The organism is Methylobacterium sp. Leaf111 (genome assembly GCF_001423285.1).
Lineage (GTDB): Bacteria > Pseudomonadota > Alphaproteobacteria > Rhizobiales > Beijerinckiaceae > Methylobacterium.
Window position 1 is genome coordinate 37,462 of record NZ_LMNE01000074.1, and the last position, 14,899, is coordinate 52,360.

Below are 14,899 nucleotides of genomic sequence, written 5' to 3' on the forward strand. Positions count from 1 at the left end.
CACAGGCCGGGGTCGACTCGGCTCACTTGCCGATGCAGAAGCCGGAGAACAGCCGATCCAGCATCTCCTCGACGCTCACATGCCCTGCCACTTCGCCCAGCGCGCGCACGGCGAGCCGGAGATCCTCGGCGGCGAGCTCGGGAAGGGCGGCCCCCGCCAGCAGGCGGTCGAGATCCTCGCGGCAGCGGGTCAGCCCCAGCCGGTGGCGTTCGCGGGTGATCAGGGCATCGCCGCTCCCGACTGCTCGGGAAGCCTCGGCCTCGATGGCAGCCAGCAATCCGTCCAGGCCCGCGCCGGTGATCGCCGAGATGCCGATCGCGCTCTCCGGCACGCCGACGGCGGGCTCGAGGTCGCGCTTGGTCCGCACGCGGAGCACCGGTCCCTCCGGCATCGGCTCGAGCGTGGTCTCCGGCGCGTCCGGGCCGTCGAGCATCACGACGAGGTCGGCCTGCCGCATCCGGGCCCGTGTGCGGCGGATGCCCTCCGCCTCGATGGCATCGCCCGCCTCGCGCAGGCCGGCGGTGTCGACCAGGATCACCGGCAAGCCGCCGAGGTCGCAGCGGACCTCAATGACGTCGCGGGTGGTGCCGGGGATGGCCGAGACGATGGCCGCCTCGCGCCGGCTCAGGGCGTTCAGCAGCGTCGACTTGCCGGCATTGGGTGGCCCGGCAAGGACCACGGTGAAACCATCCCGCAGGCGCTCGCCGCGCCGGGCATCGGCCAGGACCGTTGCGATCTCGTCGCGGATCGCGCGGGCCTTCTGCGCCAGGGCGGCGTCCAGGGCCGCGTCGTCGACGTCCCCTTCGTCGGAGAAATCGAGGGCCGCCTCGACGCCCGCGAGGAGATCGATGAGGCGTGCGCGCCAATCGGCCACCCGCCCGCCCAGGGCCCCATCGAGCTGGCGCAGGGCCTGGCGTCGCTGCGCCTCGGTCTCGGCATCGATGAGGTCGGCGATCCCCTCGGCTTCGGTGAGGTCCAGACGGCCGTTGAGGAAGGCCCGGCGGGTGAAGGCCCCGGGCTCGGCCGGTCGACAGTGCGGGATCTCGGCCAGGGCTTGCAGGACCGCGCTGCGAACGGCCAGGCCGCCATGCAGGTGCAGCTCCACCATGTCCTCGCCGGTGAAGCTGGCGGGGCCCGGCATCCAGGCGACGAGGGCCTGGTCGAGTGGCGTGCCGTCGGGGCTGCGCAGCGTGCGCAGGGACAGGCGGCGGGGCGGGGGGAGGGGGCCGGCGAGGGTGCGAATCACCGCGGCCGAGGCCGGTCCGGAGATCCGGATGACACTGACCGCCGATCGACCCGGGCCGGTGGCAGGCGCGTAGAGGGTGGGGGTTTCGGTCATCGGCGCGGCGCCCCGGACGCCAATCCCTGACGCGTCAGGCAATCGTTAACCAGCTAATAAACTTGTTTCAGCCGGAAATCTTCGAGCGGGCGAGGGCACCGACCGGACCCGCAGGCTGATGCCGTGCGGGTCCGGCCGGGTCGGTCTCAGGTGTTCATCGAGTCGAAGAAGTCGTTGTTGCTCTTGGTCTGGCGCAGCTTGTCCATGAGGAACTCGATGGCGTCGGTGACGCCCATCGGGTTGAGGATGCGGCGCAGGACGTAGGTCTTCTTGAGCGCATCCGGCGGCACCAGGAGCTCTTCCTTGCGGGTGCCCGAGCGGGTGATGTCGATGGCCGGGAAGATGCGCTTGTCGGAGACCTTGCGGTCGAGAATGATCTCTGAGTTGCCGGTGCCCTTGAACTCCTCGAAGATCACCTCGTCCATGCGCGAGCCGGTGTCGATGAGCGCGGTGGCGATGATCGAGAGCGAGCCGCCCTCCTCGATGTTGCGGGCGGCACCGAAGAAGCGCTTCGGGCGCTGCAGGGCGTTGGCGTCGACGCCGCCCGTGAGCACCTTGCCGGAGGACGGCACCACGGTGTTGTAGGCCCGGCCCAGGCGGGTGATCGAATCGAGCAGGATGACCACGTCGCGGCCATGCTCCACGAGGCGCTTGGCCTTCTCGATCACCATCTCGGCGACCTGCACGTGGCGGGTGGCCGGCTCGTCGAAGGTCGAGGCGATGACCTCGCCCTTCACCGAGCGGATCATGTCGGTGACTTCCTCGGGGCGCTCGTCGATGAGCAGAACGATGAGGTAGCATTCCGGGTGGTTGATGGTGATCGACTGCGCGATGTTCTGCATCAGCACGGTCTTGCCGGTGCGCGGCGGCGCCACGATCAGGGCGCGCTGGCCCTTGCCGATGGGGGCGACGATGTCGATGATCCGCGGCGAGAAATCCTTCTTGGGGGGATTGTCCAGTTCGAGCTTGAAGCGCTGCGTCGGGAAGAGCGGCGTCAGGTTGTCGAAATGGACCTTGTGCTTGATCTTCTCCGGGTTCTCGAAGTTGATCGTGTTGACCTTGAGCAGCGCGAAGTAGCGCTCGCCGTCCTTGGGTCCGCGGATCGGCCCCTCGACGGTGTCGCCGGTGCGCAGGCCGAAGCGGCGTATCTGCGTCGGCGAGATGTAGATGTCGTCGGGACCCGGCAGGTAGTTCGAGTCGGACGAGCGCAGGAAGCCGAAGCCGTCCTGCAGCACCTCGACGGTGCCCGCCCCGATGATCTCGACCTCCTTGGCAGCGAGCTGCTTCAGGATGGCGAACATCAGTTCCTGCTTGCGCATGGTCGAGGCGTTCTCGACCTCGACCTCTTCGGCGAAGGCGATCAGGTCGGTCGGCGTCCTGGACTTGAGGTCCTGGAGCTTGACCTCGCGCATGCCGTCGAGATCGGCGGCGACGATTCCGCCCTCGGCCGGGCTTTCCACGGGGAGGGTCTCGTACGGTGACGTCATGGGGGATTCAGAACCGGCGGGAAGGGCGAGGCGGGGCAGAGGGTCGGACGGGGCAGTCGGGGAGTTTGGTCGCCGGGCGCCGTTTCGGCGCCGATCAGTCGGTCCGTCCTGGGGAAAGACGGCTCCGCGCATCGTCTTGGCGGAGCCAGGGGCTCACGGATGCAACACGGCGTAACGAGGAGAGGCCTCAGCGGTAGCGCGTTTCCCGGCTTTTCGCAAGGTCCGTCCGTCGGGGCACCGCCAGGAGCCCTCAGCGGCGGCGCAGGCGGACGTAGAGGGCCCCGGCGCCGCCGTGGTGGCGGGCCGCCTCCTCGAAGCCGAGGACCACGGTGCGCAGCTCCGGCGCGCGCAGCCAGTGGGGCACGCTGCGGCGGAGCACGCCGCGCTCGGAGAAGGCGTCGTCGTAGGTCGGGCCGCCCTTGCCGGTGACCACGAGGACGTGGGTGTGGCCCGACGCCCGGGCCCGCATCAGGAAGCCGATCAGCGCCCCGTGCGCCTCCGCCTGGTACATCCCGTGGAGATCGATCCGGGCATCGACCTGGAGGGCGCCCCGGCGCAGGGCAAGGCGGACGCGGCGCTCGAGACCGGGCGCGGTCGGCGGTGCCGGTGCCAGGACGGGGGAGGGCAGCGCCGGCGGCGGGTTCGGCTTCAGCGCCGCGCGCTTGGCCAGCGTCCGGGGCATCGGTTTCGGGGGCGCGGGCTTGGCGGGACCCGAGTTGGTGATGGCGGACTTGGCGATGGCGGACTTGGCGGGGACGACCTTGGACGACGCCCCCGCGGGCGTCGCCGGGGCCGGCGTGGCGGCGGCCGGCTTGCCCGCCGCGCCCCGCCCCGCGAGGCGGCCGCGCAGGGGCGTGATCAGCCGGGCGATCTCGCTCCACAGATAGGCGTCCTCCCCGGAGAGGCCGCGCGGGCGCCGGGGCGTCTTCATGGGGCGGACGTCCCGGATTTCGGGAGCAGGACGACGAAGCCGACGGCGTCGCGCAGGTTGCCGGCGGCGATCCCCGCCTCCGCGCCGGTGCCGAGATAGAGGTCGCCGCGCGCCGGGCCGACGATGGCCGACCCCGTGTCGGCGGCGACGACGAGGCGCCCCGGCTCGGCGGATCCGGCGATCCGGCCCTCGAGCCAGAACGGCAGGCCGTAGCGCCAGAGGGTGGCGTCCACCGCGAGGTTGCGGCCGGGGCTCAGGGGCACGCCGGCCCCGCCGGGCGGCCCGAGCGTCGGGTCGTCGATCTCGGCCAGGCGGAAGAAGATGTAGGAGGCGTTGGCCCGCATCAGCCGGGCGGCGTGCCGGGGGTTGGCCCGCAGCCAGCCGGTCCAGCGGGCCAGGGTGAGGCCGTCGAGGGGCAGGTGCCCCTCCGTCACGATGAGCTTGCCGATGGAGGTGTAGGGCCGGCCGTTGCGGCCGTCGTAGAGGACCCGGACGGAGCGCCCGTCGGTCAGGCGGACCCGGCCGGAGCCCTGGACCTGGAGCACGAACAGGTCGACGGCGTCGCGCAGGTAGAGGAGGGGGCGGGCGCGGGCGCCCAGGGCGCCGTCCTCGATCGCGGCCCGGTCGGGATAGGCCTCGAAGCCGTCGCCGGTCCGGCGCGCGGCGCGCAAGGACGGGTCGAGGCCGGGCCGCGTCTCGCCGGGCTCCAGGCTGACGAGGTCGTCGGGCCGGGCCAGCACCGCGGCGGTGAAATCCGGGCTCGGGGTGACGGTGCCGACGAGTTCCGGCTCGAAGTAGCCGGTGAGGAAGCCCGTGCGCTGCTCGGGCTTGCCCCCGGCCGAAGGCCTGACGATCCGGTAGGGCGTGAAGGCTTCGGCGAAGAAGCGGGCCGCCGCGGCGTCAGCCACGGGCTCGGGCACGGACTCGGCCCGGGCGCAGGCGGTCCGGAGCGCCTCGGGCGCGCCCGCGACGGTGGCGGGCTGGGGCGTCCCCGGCGGGGTCCGGCAGGTCCGGCGGAAGGCCGCGAGCGCCGCGCCGGCGTCGGGGCCGGGGAACCCCAGCAGCGAGGCGGGATCGACCGGCTCCAGTACGGCCCCGCCCACGCGAAACGGCTCGGCCGCGGGGGCGGCCGAGCCGGGGGAGGGGAGGCTAAGGGCGGCGAGGAGACTCGCCGCGGGACGGAAGAACCGGATCACGCGACCTTGGGCACCTTGAGGCTCAGGCGCCGGCTTCCGTGGCGACGAGCTGCCAGTTCGGGTCGCGGGTGCCCAGCGTCCGGGCGAAGGTCCAGACGTCCGGCACCTCGACCACCGCCTCGGCGCTGCCGTTGGTCACCTGCCCCTGCGCGTTGCGGGTGGCGGTAATGAGGTGGGAGAGGAAGTGCACCGTGACCTGCGCGACGCGGTTCTTCACGTCGACGGCCACGATCTCGGCCTTGTCGAGGGAGACGAAGGTGGTCTCCACGGTCTCGCGGCGGGCCTCGCGGGCGTCGATCTCACGCTCGAAGCCCTCGCAGACCTCGCGGGAGAGCAGGCTACGCAGGGTCTTGCGGTCGCCCTTGGCGAAGGCGATCACGATGGCCTCGTAGGCGCTGCGGGCCCCCTCGACGAAGGCGCGCGGATCGAAGGCGGGCTCGACCTGGACGATGGATTCGAGGCCCTGGGCGATGGCCGAGCCGGGCTCGGCGATGCCGCGCCAGTCGCGCACGTCGGTCTTCACCGCGGTCTGGCCGCGATCGGCCGGGGGCTGGACCCGGTCGGCGCCGGGCAGGCGCACGACGTTGTCGCCTTCCCCGCGGGCCGGCGGCTCGGTGCGGCTGCGGTCCACCGGCTTGAAGGGCGAGCGCTCCGTGCCGGTCTTCTGACCCAGCACCGAGCGCAGGCGCCAGATGACGAAGACCGCCAGCGCGAGAAAGATCAGGGTCGTCAAGTCGAAGGAGTCCTGCATCACTGATCCGATCGTGGCCGTGGCACGAATACGTTACTTCACGGGGCTCTGGAAACCCGGCCCGGGTCCTCGGCTGACATGCGTGGCCGAGACACGCCCGGCCGAATGGGTCCGGCCAGGAAGGATCTGGCCGGGAGAGATCTGGCCAGAAAGATCTGGCCATGTCGCGCATTCCCCCGGCCCCGCGCAAGGCGCAGGCCGGGTTCCTGCGCGCGGAAGTCTCGATCGGGGTCGAACCTCCGGGCTCGTGCGGAGATATGGATATCGCGGGCGGCGATTCCAGGCGAGGGCGCGCGCCTGCGCCGCCTTGACCCGGCGGCGGCCCCGACGGGTCCCGCGTCCCGGGCTCCTGGGCTCGCCTTGTCCCGTGCGGGCGAGCGTGATAGCGCGCTATCGCGCGGGCCGGGCGGTGGTGGCAGGCCAGTGTGCAGGCCGGTGCGCCCGGTTCCGGGCGACCGGGATCGGCGCCCACGGGGTTCGCCCCCGGGAGAGCGCATCAGACCCGGGCCCCACCGCGCCCCGACGATCCAGGAAGAGGACAGAACGCCATGGCCGACACTCCGGCACCGAACGGCAACGGTGGCGCCACGGCGCAGACCGACGACGCGACGCCGACGATCAACGCGCTCGCGCAGTACACCAAGGATCTCTCCTTCGAGAATCCGAATGCGCCGCGCTCCCTGCAGCCGCAGGAAAGCGGGCCGCAGATCAACATCCAGGTGAACGTCAACGCCAAGCAGGTGGCCGAGTTCGATTTCGAAGTCGACCTGACCCTGGAAGGCGATGCCAAGATCGCCAACGAGGTGCTGTTCGCCTTCGAGCTGACCTATGCGGGCATCTTCCGCATGCGCAACATCCCGCAGGACCAGCTCCACCCGGCCGTGATGATCGAGTGCCCGCGCCTGCTCTTCCCCTTCGCGCGCCAGATCGTCGCCGAGGCCGTGCGCAACGGCGGCTTCCCACCCCTCTACATCGACCCGATCGACTTCGTCGGCCTCTACCGCCAGAAGGCCATGGAGGCCCAGGCCCAGGGCGAGACCGGCCCGCTCGCCTCCTGAGAGCGCGCGTCGCGCCCCGTCCGCCCGGGGCGGGATCCGGGGTTCTGAGGATCGAAGGCCGGACTTGAGGATCGAAGGCCGGACTTGGCCGTTACTCGCAGCCAGTCCGGCCGCGGCCCCGCGTGCCGCCGGTCGCCGGATCGCCTCAGCCCCGGGATCGCATGCTCGCCACACACCACCTCGCCCTGATCAACGTCTTCACGGGCGACATCCAGGGCGGGCTCGGACCGTTCCTCGGCACCTGGCTCGCGGAAGCCGCGTCGTGGAGCCCCTCGCGGATCGGCTTCGTCACCACCCTGGTGGGGATCGGCTCCCTCCTCCTCAGCGGCCCCTTCGGCGCCCTGGTCGACCGCCTCGGCCGGCCCCGGATGCTGATCGCCGTGGCCTGCGGCGCCATCCTGTGCGGCACCCTGCTGCTGCTCCCCGCACGCGGCGTCATCCCGGTCTTCGCCGCGCAGATGATGGCGGCGGCGGGCGGCACGCTGCTGCTGCCGGCCGTCACCGCCCTGACCCTCGGCATCGTCGGCAAGGACCGCTTTCCGAAGCAACAGGGCCGCAACCAGGCCTTCAACCATCTCGGCATCCTGCTCGCGGCCGGCGGCATCAGCCTCGGCACCGGCTGGTTCGGCCCCGCCATCGCCTTCTGGGTGCTGGGCGCCATGGCGGTGCTGGCCATCGTGGCGGCGCTGACGACGCCGGGGCATTGCTACAGCGAGCGCCGGGCCGTGGGCTGGCAGGAGGAGGGCGACGACACGCCTGAGCGCGCCGGCCTGCGCAGCATCGTGGCCAACCGTAAGCTCCTCGTCCTCGCCGTGGCGCTGGCCCTGTTCAACCTCGGCAACGGCGGCATGCTCTCGCTGCTCGGCCAGAAGCTGGTGGCCACCGCCGTCGACGCCACGAGCTGGACCGCCCGCTACGTCATGGTGGCGCAGCTGGTGATGATCCCTGTGGCGCTCTTCGCCGGATCGCTCGCCGACCGGCGCGGGCGGCGCCAGCTCCTCATCGCCGCCTGCGCGGTGCTGCCGGTCCGCGCCGCGCTCTCGGCCTTCATCGACGATCCCCTCTGGCTGATCTCGGCCGAAATCCTCGACGGCGTCGCCTCCGGCATCATCGGCGTGGCCGTGCCGGTGGTGGTGGCCGACCTGACCTGGGGCTCCGGTCGCACCCAGACGGCGCTCGGCGCCCTCAACGCCCTCCAGGGCATCGGCGGCGCCCTCTCGGCCTGGTACGGCGGCCTCGCCCAGGCGATGCTCGGCTGGACCGGCGCCTTCCTGGCGCTGGGGGGGCCCGCCCTCGTCGCCCTCGGCCTCGTCCTGTGGCTCGACACCACCAGCGAGAGTCGCGGCCGAGGCGAAGGTGACGGACATCCGGGCGACGGGTCGTCCGCGAACGGCGCCGCCGCCGAGAGCGGGAGCGAACCCGGCCGCGGCACCGAGAAGGCTCGGGGCGCGCGCGAGCCGGAGACCGCCTGAGGGCGGATTGCCGCCCGGCGGAACAGGCCGCCCCCGCCCCGGTTTGGCGAGGGAGCCTCAGCCACCGGAGCCCCCGACCATGCACGATCGACCCGACGGACGGACCCTGCGGGTCACCGAACCGCGCGCCGTCCCCTGGCTCAGCATCGTGTTCGGCTACGGCCCGATGCTGCCCTTCGTGGTCGGCGCCGTCACCGCCTGGGTCCGGCCCGGCGATCCCTTGGGCGAGGCCGCCCTGCTCCTGACGATCCTCTGGGGCTGCGCCATCCTGCTGTTCCTGTCGGGCGTGCGCCGGGGCCTCAGCTTCCGCACCGAGGGCGGGCCGACCCTCACCCAGATGGCCACCATGATCGGGCTGTTCAGCCTCGGCTTCGTCGCCCTGGCGCTGGCGACCCTGGACGCGGCAGTGGCCGCGCTGGTCCTGCTCCTCGTCGGATTCGGGGCGATCGCGGTGCTCGACCCGATCGCGGCACGGCGGGGCGAGGCGCCCCTGTTCTTCGCGCGCCTGCGCCCGGTGCAGATCCCCATCGCCCTCCTCAGCCTCGCGGCCCTCCTGGCCCTGAGGCTCTGAACGCCCCCTGCTTGCCGCCCCCCGCCACCCGCGATAGAGCCCCCGGGACCCCGAACAGCCCCGATGGACGCGAAGATCACCATGGCCAAGGCCGATTCAACGAAGGCCGACACCCTGAAGCCGCGCCTGCCGCGCGGTTTCGTCGACCGGCGCGCGGACGAGATCGCCGCCCAGCACCGCATGCTGGAGACGATCCGGCAGAGCTTCGAACTCTTCGGCTTCGAGGCGCTGGAGACGCCCTTCGTCGAGTACACCGAGGCGCTGGGCAAGTTCCTGCCCGACCTCGACCGGCCGAACGCGGGCGTTTTCTCTTTCCAGGACGACGACGAATCCTGGCTCTCGCTGCGCTACGACCTCACCGCCCCCCTGGCCCGGCACGTGGCCGAGCACTTCGACGCGATCCCCAAGCCCTACCGGAGCTTCCGCGCCGGCTACGTCTTCCGCAACGAGAAGCCGGGTCCGGGGCGCTTCCGCCAGTTCATGCAGTTCGACGCCGACATCGTGGGCGCCGCCTCGGTGGCGGCGGATGCCGAGATCTGCATGCTGATGGCCGACACCCTGGAGAAGCTCGGGCTCACCGGACAGTACGTGGTCAAGGTCAACAACCGGAAGGTGCTCGACGGGCTGATGGAGTCGATCGGGCTCAGCGGTCCCGACAAGGCCGGTCAGCGCCTGACCGTGCTGCGCGCCATCGACAAGCTCGACCGCCTCGGCGACGCGGGCGTGCGCGAGTTGCTGGGCGCGGGGCGCAAGGACGAGAGCGGCGACTTCACCAAGGGCGCCGGATTGCCCGATGAGGCGATCGGCCGGGTGCTGGCCTTCACCGGCTGGACCGGAGCGGGATCGGCGCCGGCCGACAACGCTACCACCCTGGCGAACTTCGAAACCTCCCTGGCGGGCAGCGCCATCGGCCTGGAGGGCGTGCGCGAGCTCGCCGAGATGGCCGCCCTGTTCGCGGCGGCCGGCTACGACGCCCGCATCCGCATCGACCCCTCGGTGGTGCGCGGGCTCGAGTACTACACCGGCCCGGTCTACGAGGCGGAGCTGACCTTCCCGGTGACCAACGAGGACGGACAGGTGGTGCGCTTCGGCTCGGTCTCGGGCGGCGGCCGCTACGACGGCCTCGTCGGGCGTTTTCGCGCCGAGCCGGTGCCGGCCACCGGCTTCTCCATCGGCGTCTCGCGCCTGTTCTCGGCGCTGCAGCTGGTGAAGAGCCCGCTGCTGGACGGCCTCGCCAAGCCCGGCCCCGTGGTGGTGCTGGTTCTCGATCGGGACAACGTCGCCGATTACCAGCGCCTCGTCGCGGCCCTGCGCGAGGCCGGCATCCGGGCCGAGCTCTATCTCGGCGGCTCGGGCATGAAGGCGCAGATGAAGTATGCCGACCGGCGCGGATCCCCCTGCGCCATCATCCAGGGCTCGAACGAGCGCGAGGCCGGCGAGGTCCAGATCAAGGACCTGATCGAGGGCGCCAAGGCGGCGGCCGCCATCACCAGCAACGCCGCCTGGAAAGCCGCGCGCCCGGCCCAGTTCTCGGTGCCGGTGGCCGAGATGGTCGAGCGGGTGCGCGAGGTCCTGGGACGCCACTTCTGACGTCCCAGGCGCACGACGGGGCCGGGGAGTCCTGCTCCACGGCCGGGAGCCGTCAGGCGACCGAGATGTCGACCTGGATGTTGCCGCGGGTGGCGTGGGAGTAGGGGCACACCACGTCGGCGCGCTTCACCAGATCCTCGGCCACCGCCCGGTCGAGGCCCGGCAGGGTCGCCTTGAGGGCGACGACGAGGCCGAAGCCGGTACCGTCGTCCCGCGGGCCGATGCCGACGCTCGACTCGATCTTGGACTCCTCCGACACCGTGATCTTGTCCTTGCCGGCCACGAACTTGATCGCGCCGAGGAAGCAGGCGGCGTAGCCGGCCGCGAAGAGCTGCTCCGGGTTCGTGCCGGCGCCACCACCGCCGCCCAGCTCCTTGGGGGTGGAGAGCTTGACGTCCACCTTGGTATCGTCGGTCGCGGCGGAGCCTTCACGGCCGCCGGTGGCATGGGCGTGGGCGGTGTAGAGTGCCTTCATGTCGGTCTCTCCTGCTGAACGAACGCGGGGATCGCACGCGTCAGTCCGGCCGGGGCCGGTCCATATCGATTGCGCGCAACCTAGTTATTTCCTCGCATAGAACTTGATTGTGCGCAATATGAAATTTGAATAAGATCGGTCCCGCGGCCGGAGTTCGGCGCGCGGCCCATCGTGAAGGATCGTTGAATATGTCGGGACGGCAGACCCGCACGCGCCGGGAGCCGGTGGCGGAGCCGGCATCCCCGGACGCCCTGAGCCTGGACAGCCAGCTCTGCTTTGCCGTCTATGCCACGGCCCATGCCTTCGGACGGGCCTATCGGGCCCTGCTGGCCGCGCATGACCTGACCTACCCGCAATATCTGGTCCTGCTGGTCCTGTGGGAGGAGGAGGGGCTGACGGTCAAGGAAATCGGCCAGCGCCTGTTCCTGGATTCCGGAACCCTGACGCCCCTGCTCAAGCGCCTGGAGGCGGCCGGCCACGTGAAGCGGGCGCGGGACCGGGCCGACGAGCGGCAGGTGAGCATCTTCCTGACCGAGCAGAGCCGGGCCCTGCGCGGCCGGATGGAATGCGTGCCGGACGAGGTGGGCGGCCTGACCGGCCTCGATCTCGAGGGGCGGCGGGCCCTCCTCGACATCCTGATGAACCTGCGCGGCGCGCTGCATGCGGGCCTCGGCGAGGGCCAGGCCGGCGCCGGCGAAGACCAAATCAGCCTCGGCGAGGGGAGGGACCGCTCCGTTCCCTCCGGCCGCGACGCCGCGCGACGTGGATCCTGAGGGACGCAAGGCATGAAAAAAGCCGCTCCCGCAGTGGCGGGAACGGCTTCCTGATCGAGCCCGGGCGGATGATCCCGGCCGGCCCCGAAGGACAGGCCGGACCGATCGCGGAACCCCGGGCCTCGGAATCAGGTCGTCAGGATCAGGACTTGGTCTTGAGGTAGGCGATGATGTCGTCGACCTTCTTGGGGTCCTTGATGCCGGGGAAGACCATCTTGGTGCCCGGAACCTTCTTCTTCGGGTCGACCAGCCACTCGTGGAGATTGGCCTCGTCCCAGGTGATGCCGGAGGCCTTCAGGGCCGCCGAGAAGGCGTAGCCGTCCGCGCCTTCGCCGGCCTTCGAGCCCACGACGCCCTTCAGGGTCGGGCCGACGCCGTTCTTCTCGAAGTTGTGGCAGGCCTTGCAGGGGGCGAAGGCCTTCTCGCCGGCGGCGGCGTCGCCCTCGGCATGCGCCGACAGAGGCAGCAGCAGGGCCAGGGCGGCGCCGAACATGACATGACGCATCGTGTTTTTCCTCCTAGAAGCGGCTTCAGCCGCTTGGGCTTATGGCAGAGCTTACCCGTTTAGAACAGATCGAGACAGGAACGCGCAAGGTCCGCCGCGATGAGCTGCGGCCAAAGGAAGCTTCCCCGGCGGCGTTCGGTTCCGCCGCCGCGGTCGAGGCCACGAACCGGATGCGCCGCGCCGGCGTTTGTCCTAAGGTCCACCGCAAAGCGCCGTCCGTCCCTCCGTCTCTCACCGCCGCTTGCTCATAGGCGATCGCGGCTGAGCGGATGATGAAGATGGCCCGCCCCCGGAGGACATGCCCATGTCGATCGCCTTTCCCGTGCCCGATGCCGCCATCGTCGCCCGCCGCGAGGCGATCATCGCGGGCCTCGCCCCCCTGGTCGCTCCGGAGGCCCTGGTCACGACGGAGGACGAGCGCCGCGCCTTCGAGACCGACGGGCTCACCGCCTACCGCAAGATGCCCCTGGCCGTGGTGCTGCCCTCCACCACCGCCGAGGTCTCGGCCGTGATGGCGTTCTGCCACGCCAACGGCGTCCGGGTGGTGCCGCGGGGCGCCGGCACCTCCCTGGCCGGCGGCGCCATCGCCCAGGAGGATGCGGTGATCCTCGGCATCTCGAAGATGAACCGCATCCTCGACATCGATTTCGAGAACCGCACCGCGCGGGTCGAGGCCGGCATCACCAACCTGGCCATCTCGGGCGCGGTCAGCCACGAGGGCTTCTTCTACGCCCCCGACCCCTCGAGCCAGCTCGCTTGCACCATCGCGGGCAACATCGCGATGAATTCGGGCGGCGCGCACTGCCTCAAGTACGGGGTGACCACCAACAACCTGCTCGGCGTGACCCTCGTGATGAACGACGGCACCGTGGTGACGATCGGCGGCACGCATCTCGACGCGCCCGGCTACGACCTCCTCGGTCTCGTCTGCGGCTCGGAGGGGCAGCTCGGCATCGTCACCGAGGCGACCGTACGCATCCTGCGGGCGGCGGAGGGCGCGCGCCCGGCCCTGGTCGGCTTCGGCTCGGTGGAGGATGCGGGCGCCTGCACGGCCGCGATCATCGGCGCGGGCATCATCCCGGTGGCGATCGAGTACATGGACCGCGAGGCGATCCTGATCACCGAGGACTTCGCCCAGGCGGGCTATCCGCGCGACGCCGAGGCCATGCTGATCATCGAGGTCGAGGGGTCCGACGCCGAGTGCACGGCGATGCTCGCCCGCATCGAGGCCATCGCCAGCGACTTCAACCCAACGAGCATCCGGGTCTCGAAATCCGAGGCCGAGAGCGCCGCCATCTGGAAGGGCCGCAAGTCCGCCTTCGGCGCCACCGGCCGGATCTCGGACTACATCTGCATGGACGGCACCATCCCCACCGGGCAGCTCCCCGGGGTGCTGGAGCGCATCGGGGCGATCTGCGCCGAGAAGGGCCTGCGCGTCGCCAACGTGTTCCATGCCGGCGACGGCAACCTGCACCCGCTGATCCTGTTCGACATCAACAAGCCGGGCGAGATGGAGAAGGCGGAGGCGGCCGGCGACGAGATCCTCAAGCTCTGCGTCGAGGTCGGCGGCTGCCTCACGGGCGAGCACGGCGTCGGCATCGAGAAGCGCGAGCTCATGCGCTTCCAGTACGCCCAGGAAGACCTGGAGCAGCAGATGCGGGTGCGGAACGTCTTCGATCCGCACTGGCTGATGAACCCCGCCAAGGTGTTCCCCCTGGAAGGGCGCCTGGTCGCCTGAATGCCGAAAGCCTGAGCGCCCAGGGTCTGTCAGGTTCCTCCTGAACCAGACAGACCCTCGATTGCGGTCACGTCGTTCGTCTCTTCGGAATAACCGATTTCCGCCGATCCCCGACGACCTCTAGGGCTCGGCGCCGAAGGCCTCGCAGCGGAAGGCGCCGTAATCGGTGCGGGCCAGGCGTTCGGCGAGCGCCGGCAGGAACAGCGTCGCTTCCTCGGCGAGCCGCCACGGCGGGTTGACCACGATGAGGCCGTTGCCGTTGAGCCGGGTCGGATCGGGTTCGGACACCATGAGGTCGAGGCGCAGGGCCGGGCGGGCGAGAACCCGGTCGAGCTGCGCCACCATGTGGTCGACCTTGGCCACGTCCTTGATCGGGTACCAGCCGAGATAGATCCCGGTGGGCCACTTGGCCACCGCCCTGGCCAAGGCCGTTCCGAGGCGGTCGATCTCGCCGAGTTCCTCGTAGGGCGGGTCGATCAGGACCACGCCGCGGCGCTCCGGCGGTGGGATCAGAGCGTTGAGCGCGGTCCAGCCGTCGCGATGCATCACCTTCGACAGGGAATCCTGGTTGAAGCGCGCCCGCAGGATCTCGGCATCCGCCGGGTGCAGCTCCACGAACACGCCCTGGTCGGTGGGCCGCAGGAATTCGCGGATCAGGGCGGGCGAGCCCGGATAGGTGTCGGCCCCGTGCCGCTCCTGCACCGCCGCCACCGCCGCGCGGTAGGGCCCGAGCAGGGCTTCCACGGCCTCGGGAAAGGGGGAGTCGAGGCGGCCCCAGCCGTCCCGCCACTCGCCGGTGCGACCGGCCTCGTCGGCGGTGAGGTCGTAGAAGCCGAGGCCCGCATGGGTGTCGATCGCCCGGAAGCCCGTGGGCTTCAGGCAGAGATGCGCCAGCACCCGGCTCAGCACGAGGTGCTTCAGGACATCGGCGAAATTGCCGGCGTGGAAGGCGTGGCGGTAATTCATGGCGTCCGGGCCTGTCTCACCCCGCCCCCCGGCGCTCCGGGCCGGGG

Annotated in this window: 14 protein-coding genes; 6 read left to right on the forward strand and 8 right to left on the reverse strand. The window is 71.1% G+C overall.

The annotated features are described in order from the left end of the window. Positions 1 to 22: 22 nt before the first annotated feature. The 5 genes from mnmE to ASF41_RS22900 form a co-directional block, all read right to left on the reverse strand. Positions 23 to 1,339 carry a tRNA uridine-5-carboxymethylaminomethyl(34) synthesis GTPase MnmE gene (gene mnmE, locus ASF41_RS22880; RefSeq protein WP_056497425.1) on the reverse strand — a complete coding sequence of 439 codons (1,317 nt, stop codon included), beginning with the start codon at positions 1,337 to 1,339 and terminating at the stop codon, positions 23 to 25. A 146-nt stretch (positions 1,340 to 1,485) separates the two neighbouring features. Next, the gene (gene rho / locus ASF41_RS22885) at positions 1,486 to 2,751 is read right to left on the reverse strand and encodes a transcription termination factor Rho (RefSeq protein ID WP_407067315.1); all 1,266 of its coding nucleotides are present in this window, start codon (positions 2,749 to 2,751) and stop codon (positions 1,486 to 1,488) included. Positions 2,752 to 3,076: 325 nt separating this feature from the next. Further along, positions 3,077 to 3,757: a Smr/MutS family protein gene (locus ASF41_RS22890; protein WP_056497428.1), complete on the reverse strand. Its 681-nt coding sequence runs from the start codon at positions 3,755 to 3,757 to the stop codon at positions 3,077 to 3,079. Then, the gene (locus ASF41_RS22895; protein ID WP_407067313.1) at positions 3,754 to 4,953 is read right to left on the reverse strand and encodes a murein transglycosylase A; all 1,200 of its coding nucleotides are present in this window, start codon (positions 4,951 to 4,953) and stop codon (positions 3,754 to 3,756) included. The genes ASF41_RS22890 and ASF41_RS22895 overlap by 4 nt, the downstream gene beginning before the upstream one ends. Before the next feature lie 22 nt (positions 4,954 to 4,975). After that, a complete protein-coding gene (locus ASF41_RS22900) occupies positions 4,976 to 5,704 on the reverse strand; it encodes a Tim44/TimA family putative adaptor protein (protein WP_056497430.1) in 729 nt (242 codons plus the stop codon). Between the two features lie 548 nt (positions 5,705 to 6,252). Here ASF41_RS22900 and secB point away from each other — a divergent pair. The 4 genes from secB to hisS all read left to right on the forward strand — a co-directional run bounded on the left by secB (position 6,253) and on the right by hisS (position 10,395). Continuing rightward, the gene (gene secB / locus ASF41_RS22905; protein WP_056218455.1) at positions 6,253 to 6,762 is read left to right on the forward strand and encodes a protein-export chaperone SecB; all 510 of its coding nucleotides are present in this window, start codon (positions 6,253 to 6,255) and stop codon (positions 6,760 to 6,762) included. Positions 6,763 to 6,923: 161 nt separating this feature from the next. Then, a complete protein-coding gene (locus ASF41_RS22910) occupies positions 6,924 to 8,234 on the forward strand; it encodes an MFS transporter (RefSeq protein ID WP_082504754.1) in 1,311 nt (436 codons plus the stop codon). Positions 8,235 to 8,313: 79 nt separating this feature from the next. After that, a complete protein-coding gene (locus ASF41_RS22915) occupies positions 8,314 to 8,805 on the forward strand; it encodes a DUF3429 domain-containing protein (protein WP_056218460.1) in 492 nt (163 codons plus the stop codon). Positions 8,806 to 8,868: 63 nt separating this feature from the next. Next, a complete protein-coding gene (gene hisS, locus ASF41_RS22920; protein WP_407067314.1) occupies positions 8,869 to 10,395 on the forward strand; it encodes a histidine--tRNA ligase in 1,527 nt (508 codons plus the stop codon). A 52-nt stretch (positions 10,396 to 10,447) separates the two neighbouring features. Here hisS and ASF41_RS22925 read toward each other — a convergent pair whose 3' ends face one another. Beyond that, positions 10,448 to 10,870 (reverse strand): organic hydroperoxide resistance protein, encoded by a 423-nt coding sequence (locus tag ASF41_RS22925; protein ID WP_056497434.1) that lies wholly within the window; start codon positions 10,868 to 10,870, stop codon positions 10,448 to 10,450. A 188-nt stretch (positions 10,871 to 11,058) separates the two neighbouring features. Here ASF41_RS22925 and ASF41_RS26510 point away from each other — a divergent pair, with 188 nt between their 5' ends. Then, positions 11,059 to 11,643, forward strand: coding sequence for a MarR family winged helix-turn-helix transcriptional regulator (locus ASF41_RS26510; RefSeq protein WP_156394222.1), 585 nt, complete (start codon positions 11,059 to 11,061; stop codon positions 11,641 to 11,643). 142 nt (positions 11,644 to 11,785) lie between these two features. On the opposite strand, the gene ASF41_RS22935 is transcribed toward ASF41_RS26510, so the two are convergent. Next, positions 11,786 to 12,148: a cytochrome c family protein gene (locus ASF41_RS22935; protein WP_056218463.1), complete on the reverse strand. Its 363-nt coding sequence runs from the start codon at positions 12,146 to 12,148 to the stop codon at positions 11,786 to 11,788. A gap of 304 nt (positions 12,149 to 12,452) precedes the next feature. Here ASF41_RS22935 and ASF41_RS22940 point away from each other — a divergent pair, with 304 nt between their 5' ends. Beyond that, entirely contained in the window at positions 12,453 to 13,886 is a 1,434-nt protein-coding gene (locus tag ASF41_RS22940; protein WP_056218466.1) for an FAD-linked oxidase C-terminal domain-containing protein, read from the forward strand. 120 nt (positions 13,887 to 14,006) lie between these two features. Here the strand turns inward: ASF41_RS22940 and ASF41_RS22945 are convergent, their stop codons facing one another. Then, entirely contained in the window at positions 14,007 to 14,852 is an 846-nt protein-coding gene (locus ASF41_RS22945; protein WP_056276391.1) for a 23S rRNA (adenine(2030)-N(6))-methyltransferase RlmJ, read from the reverse strand. Positions 14,853 to 14,899: the final 47 nt, after the last annotated feature.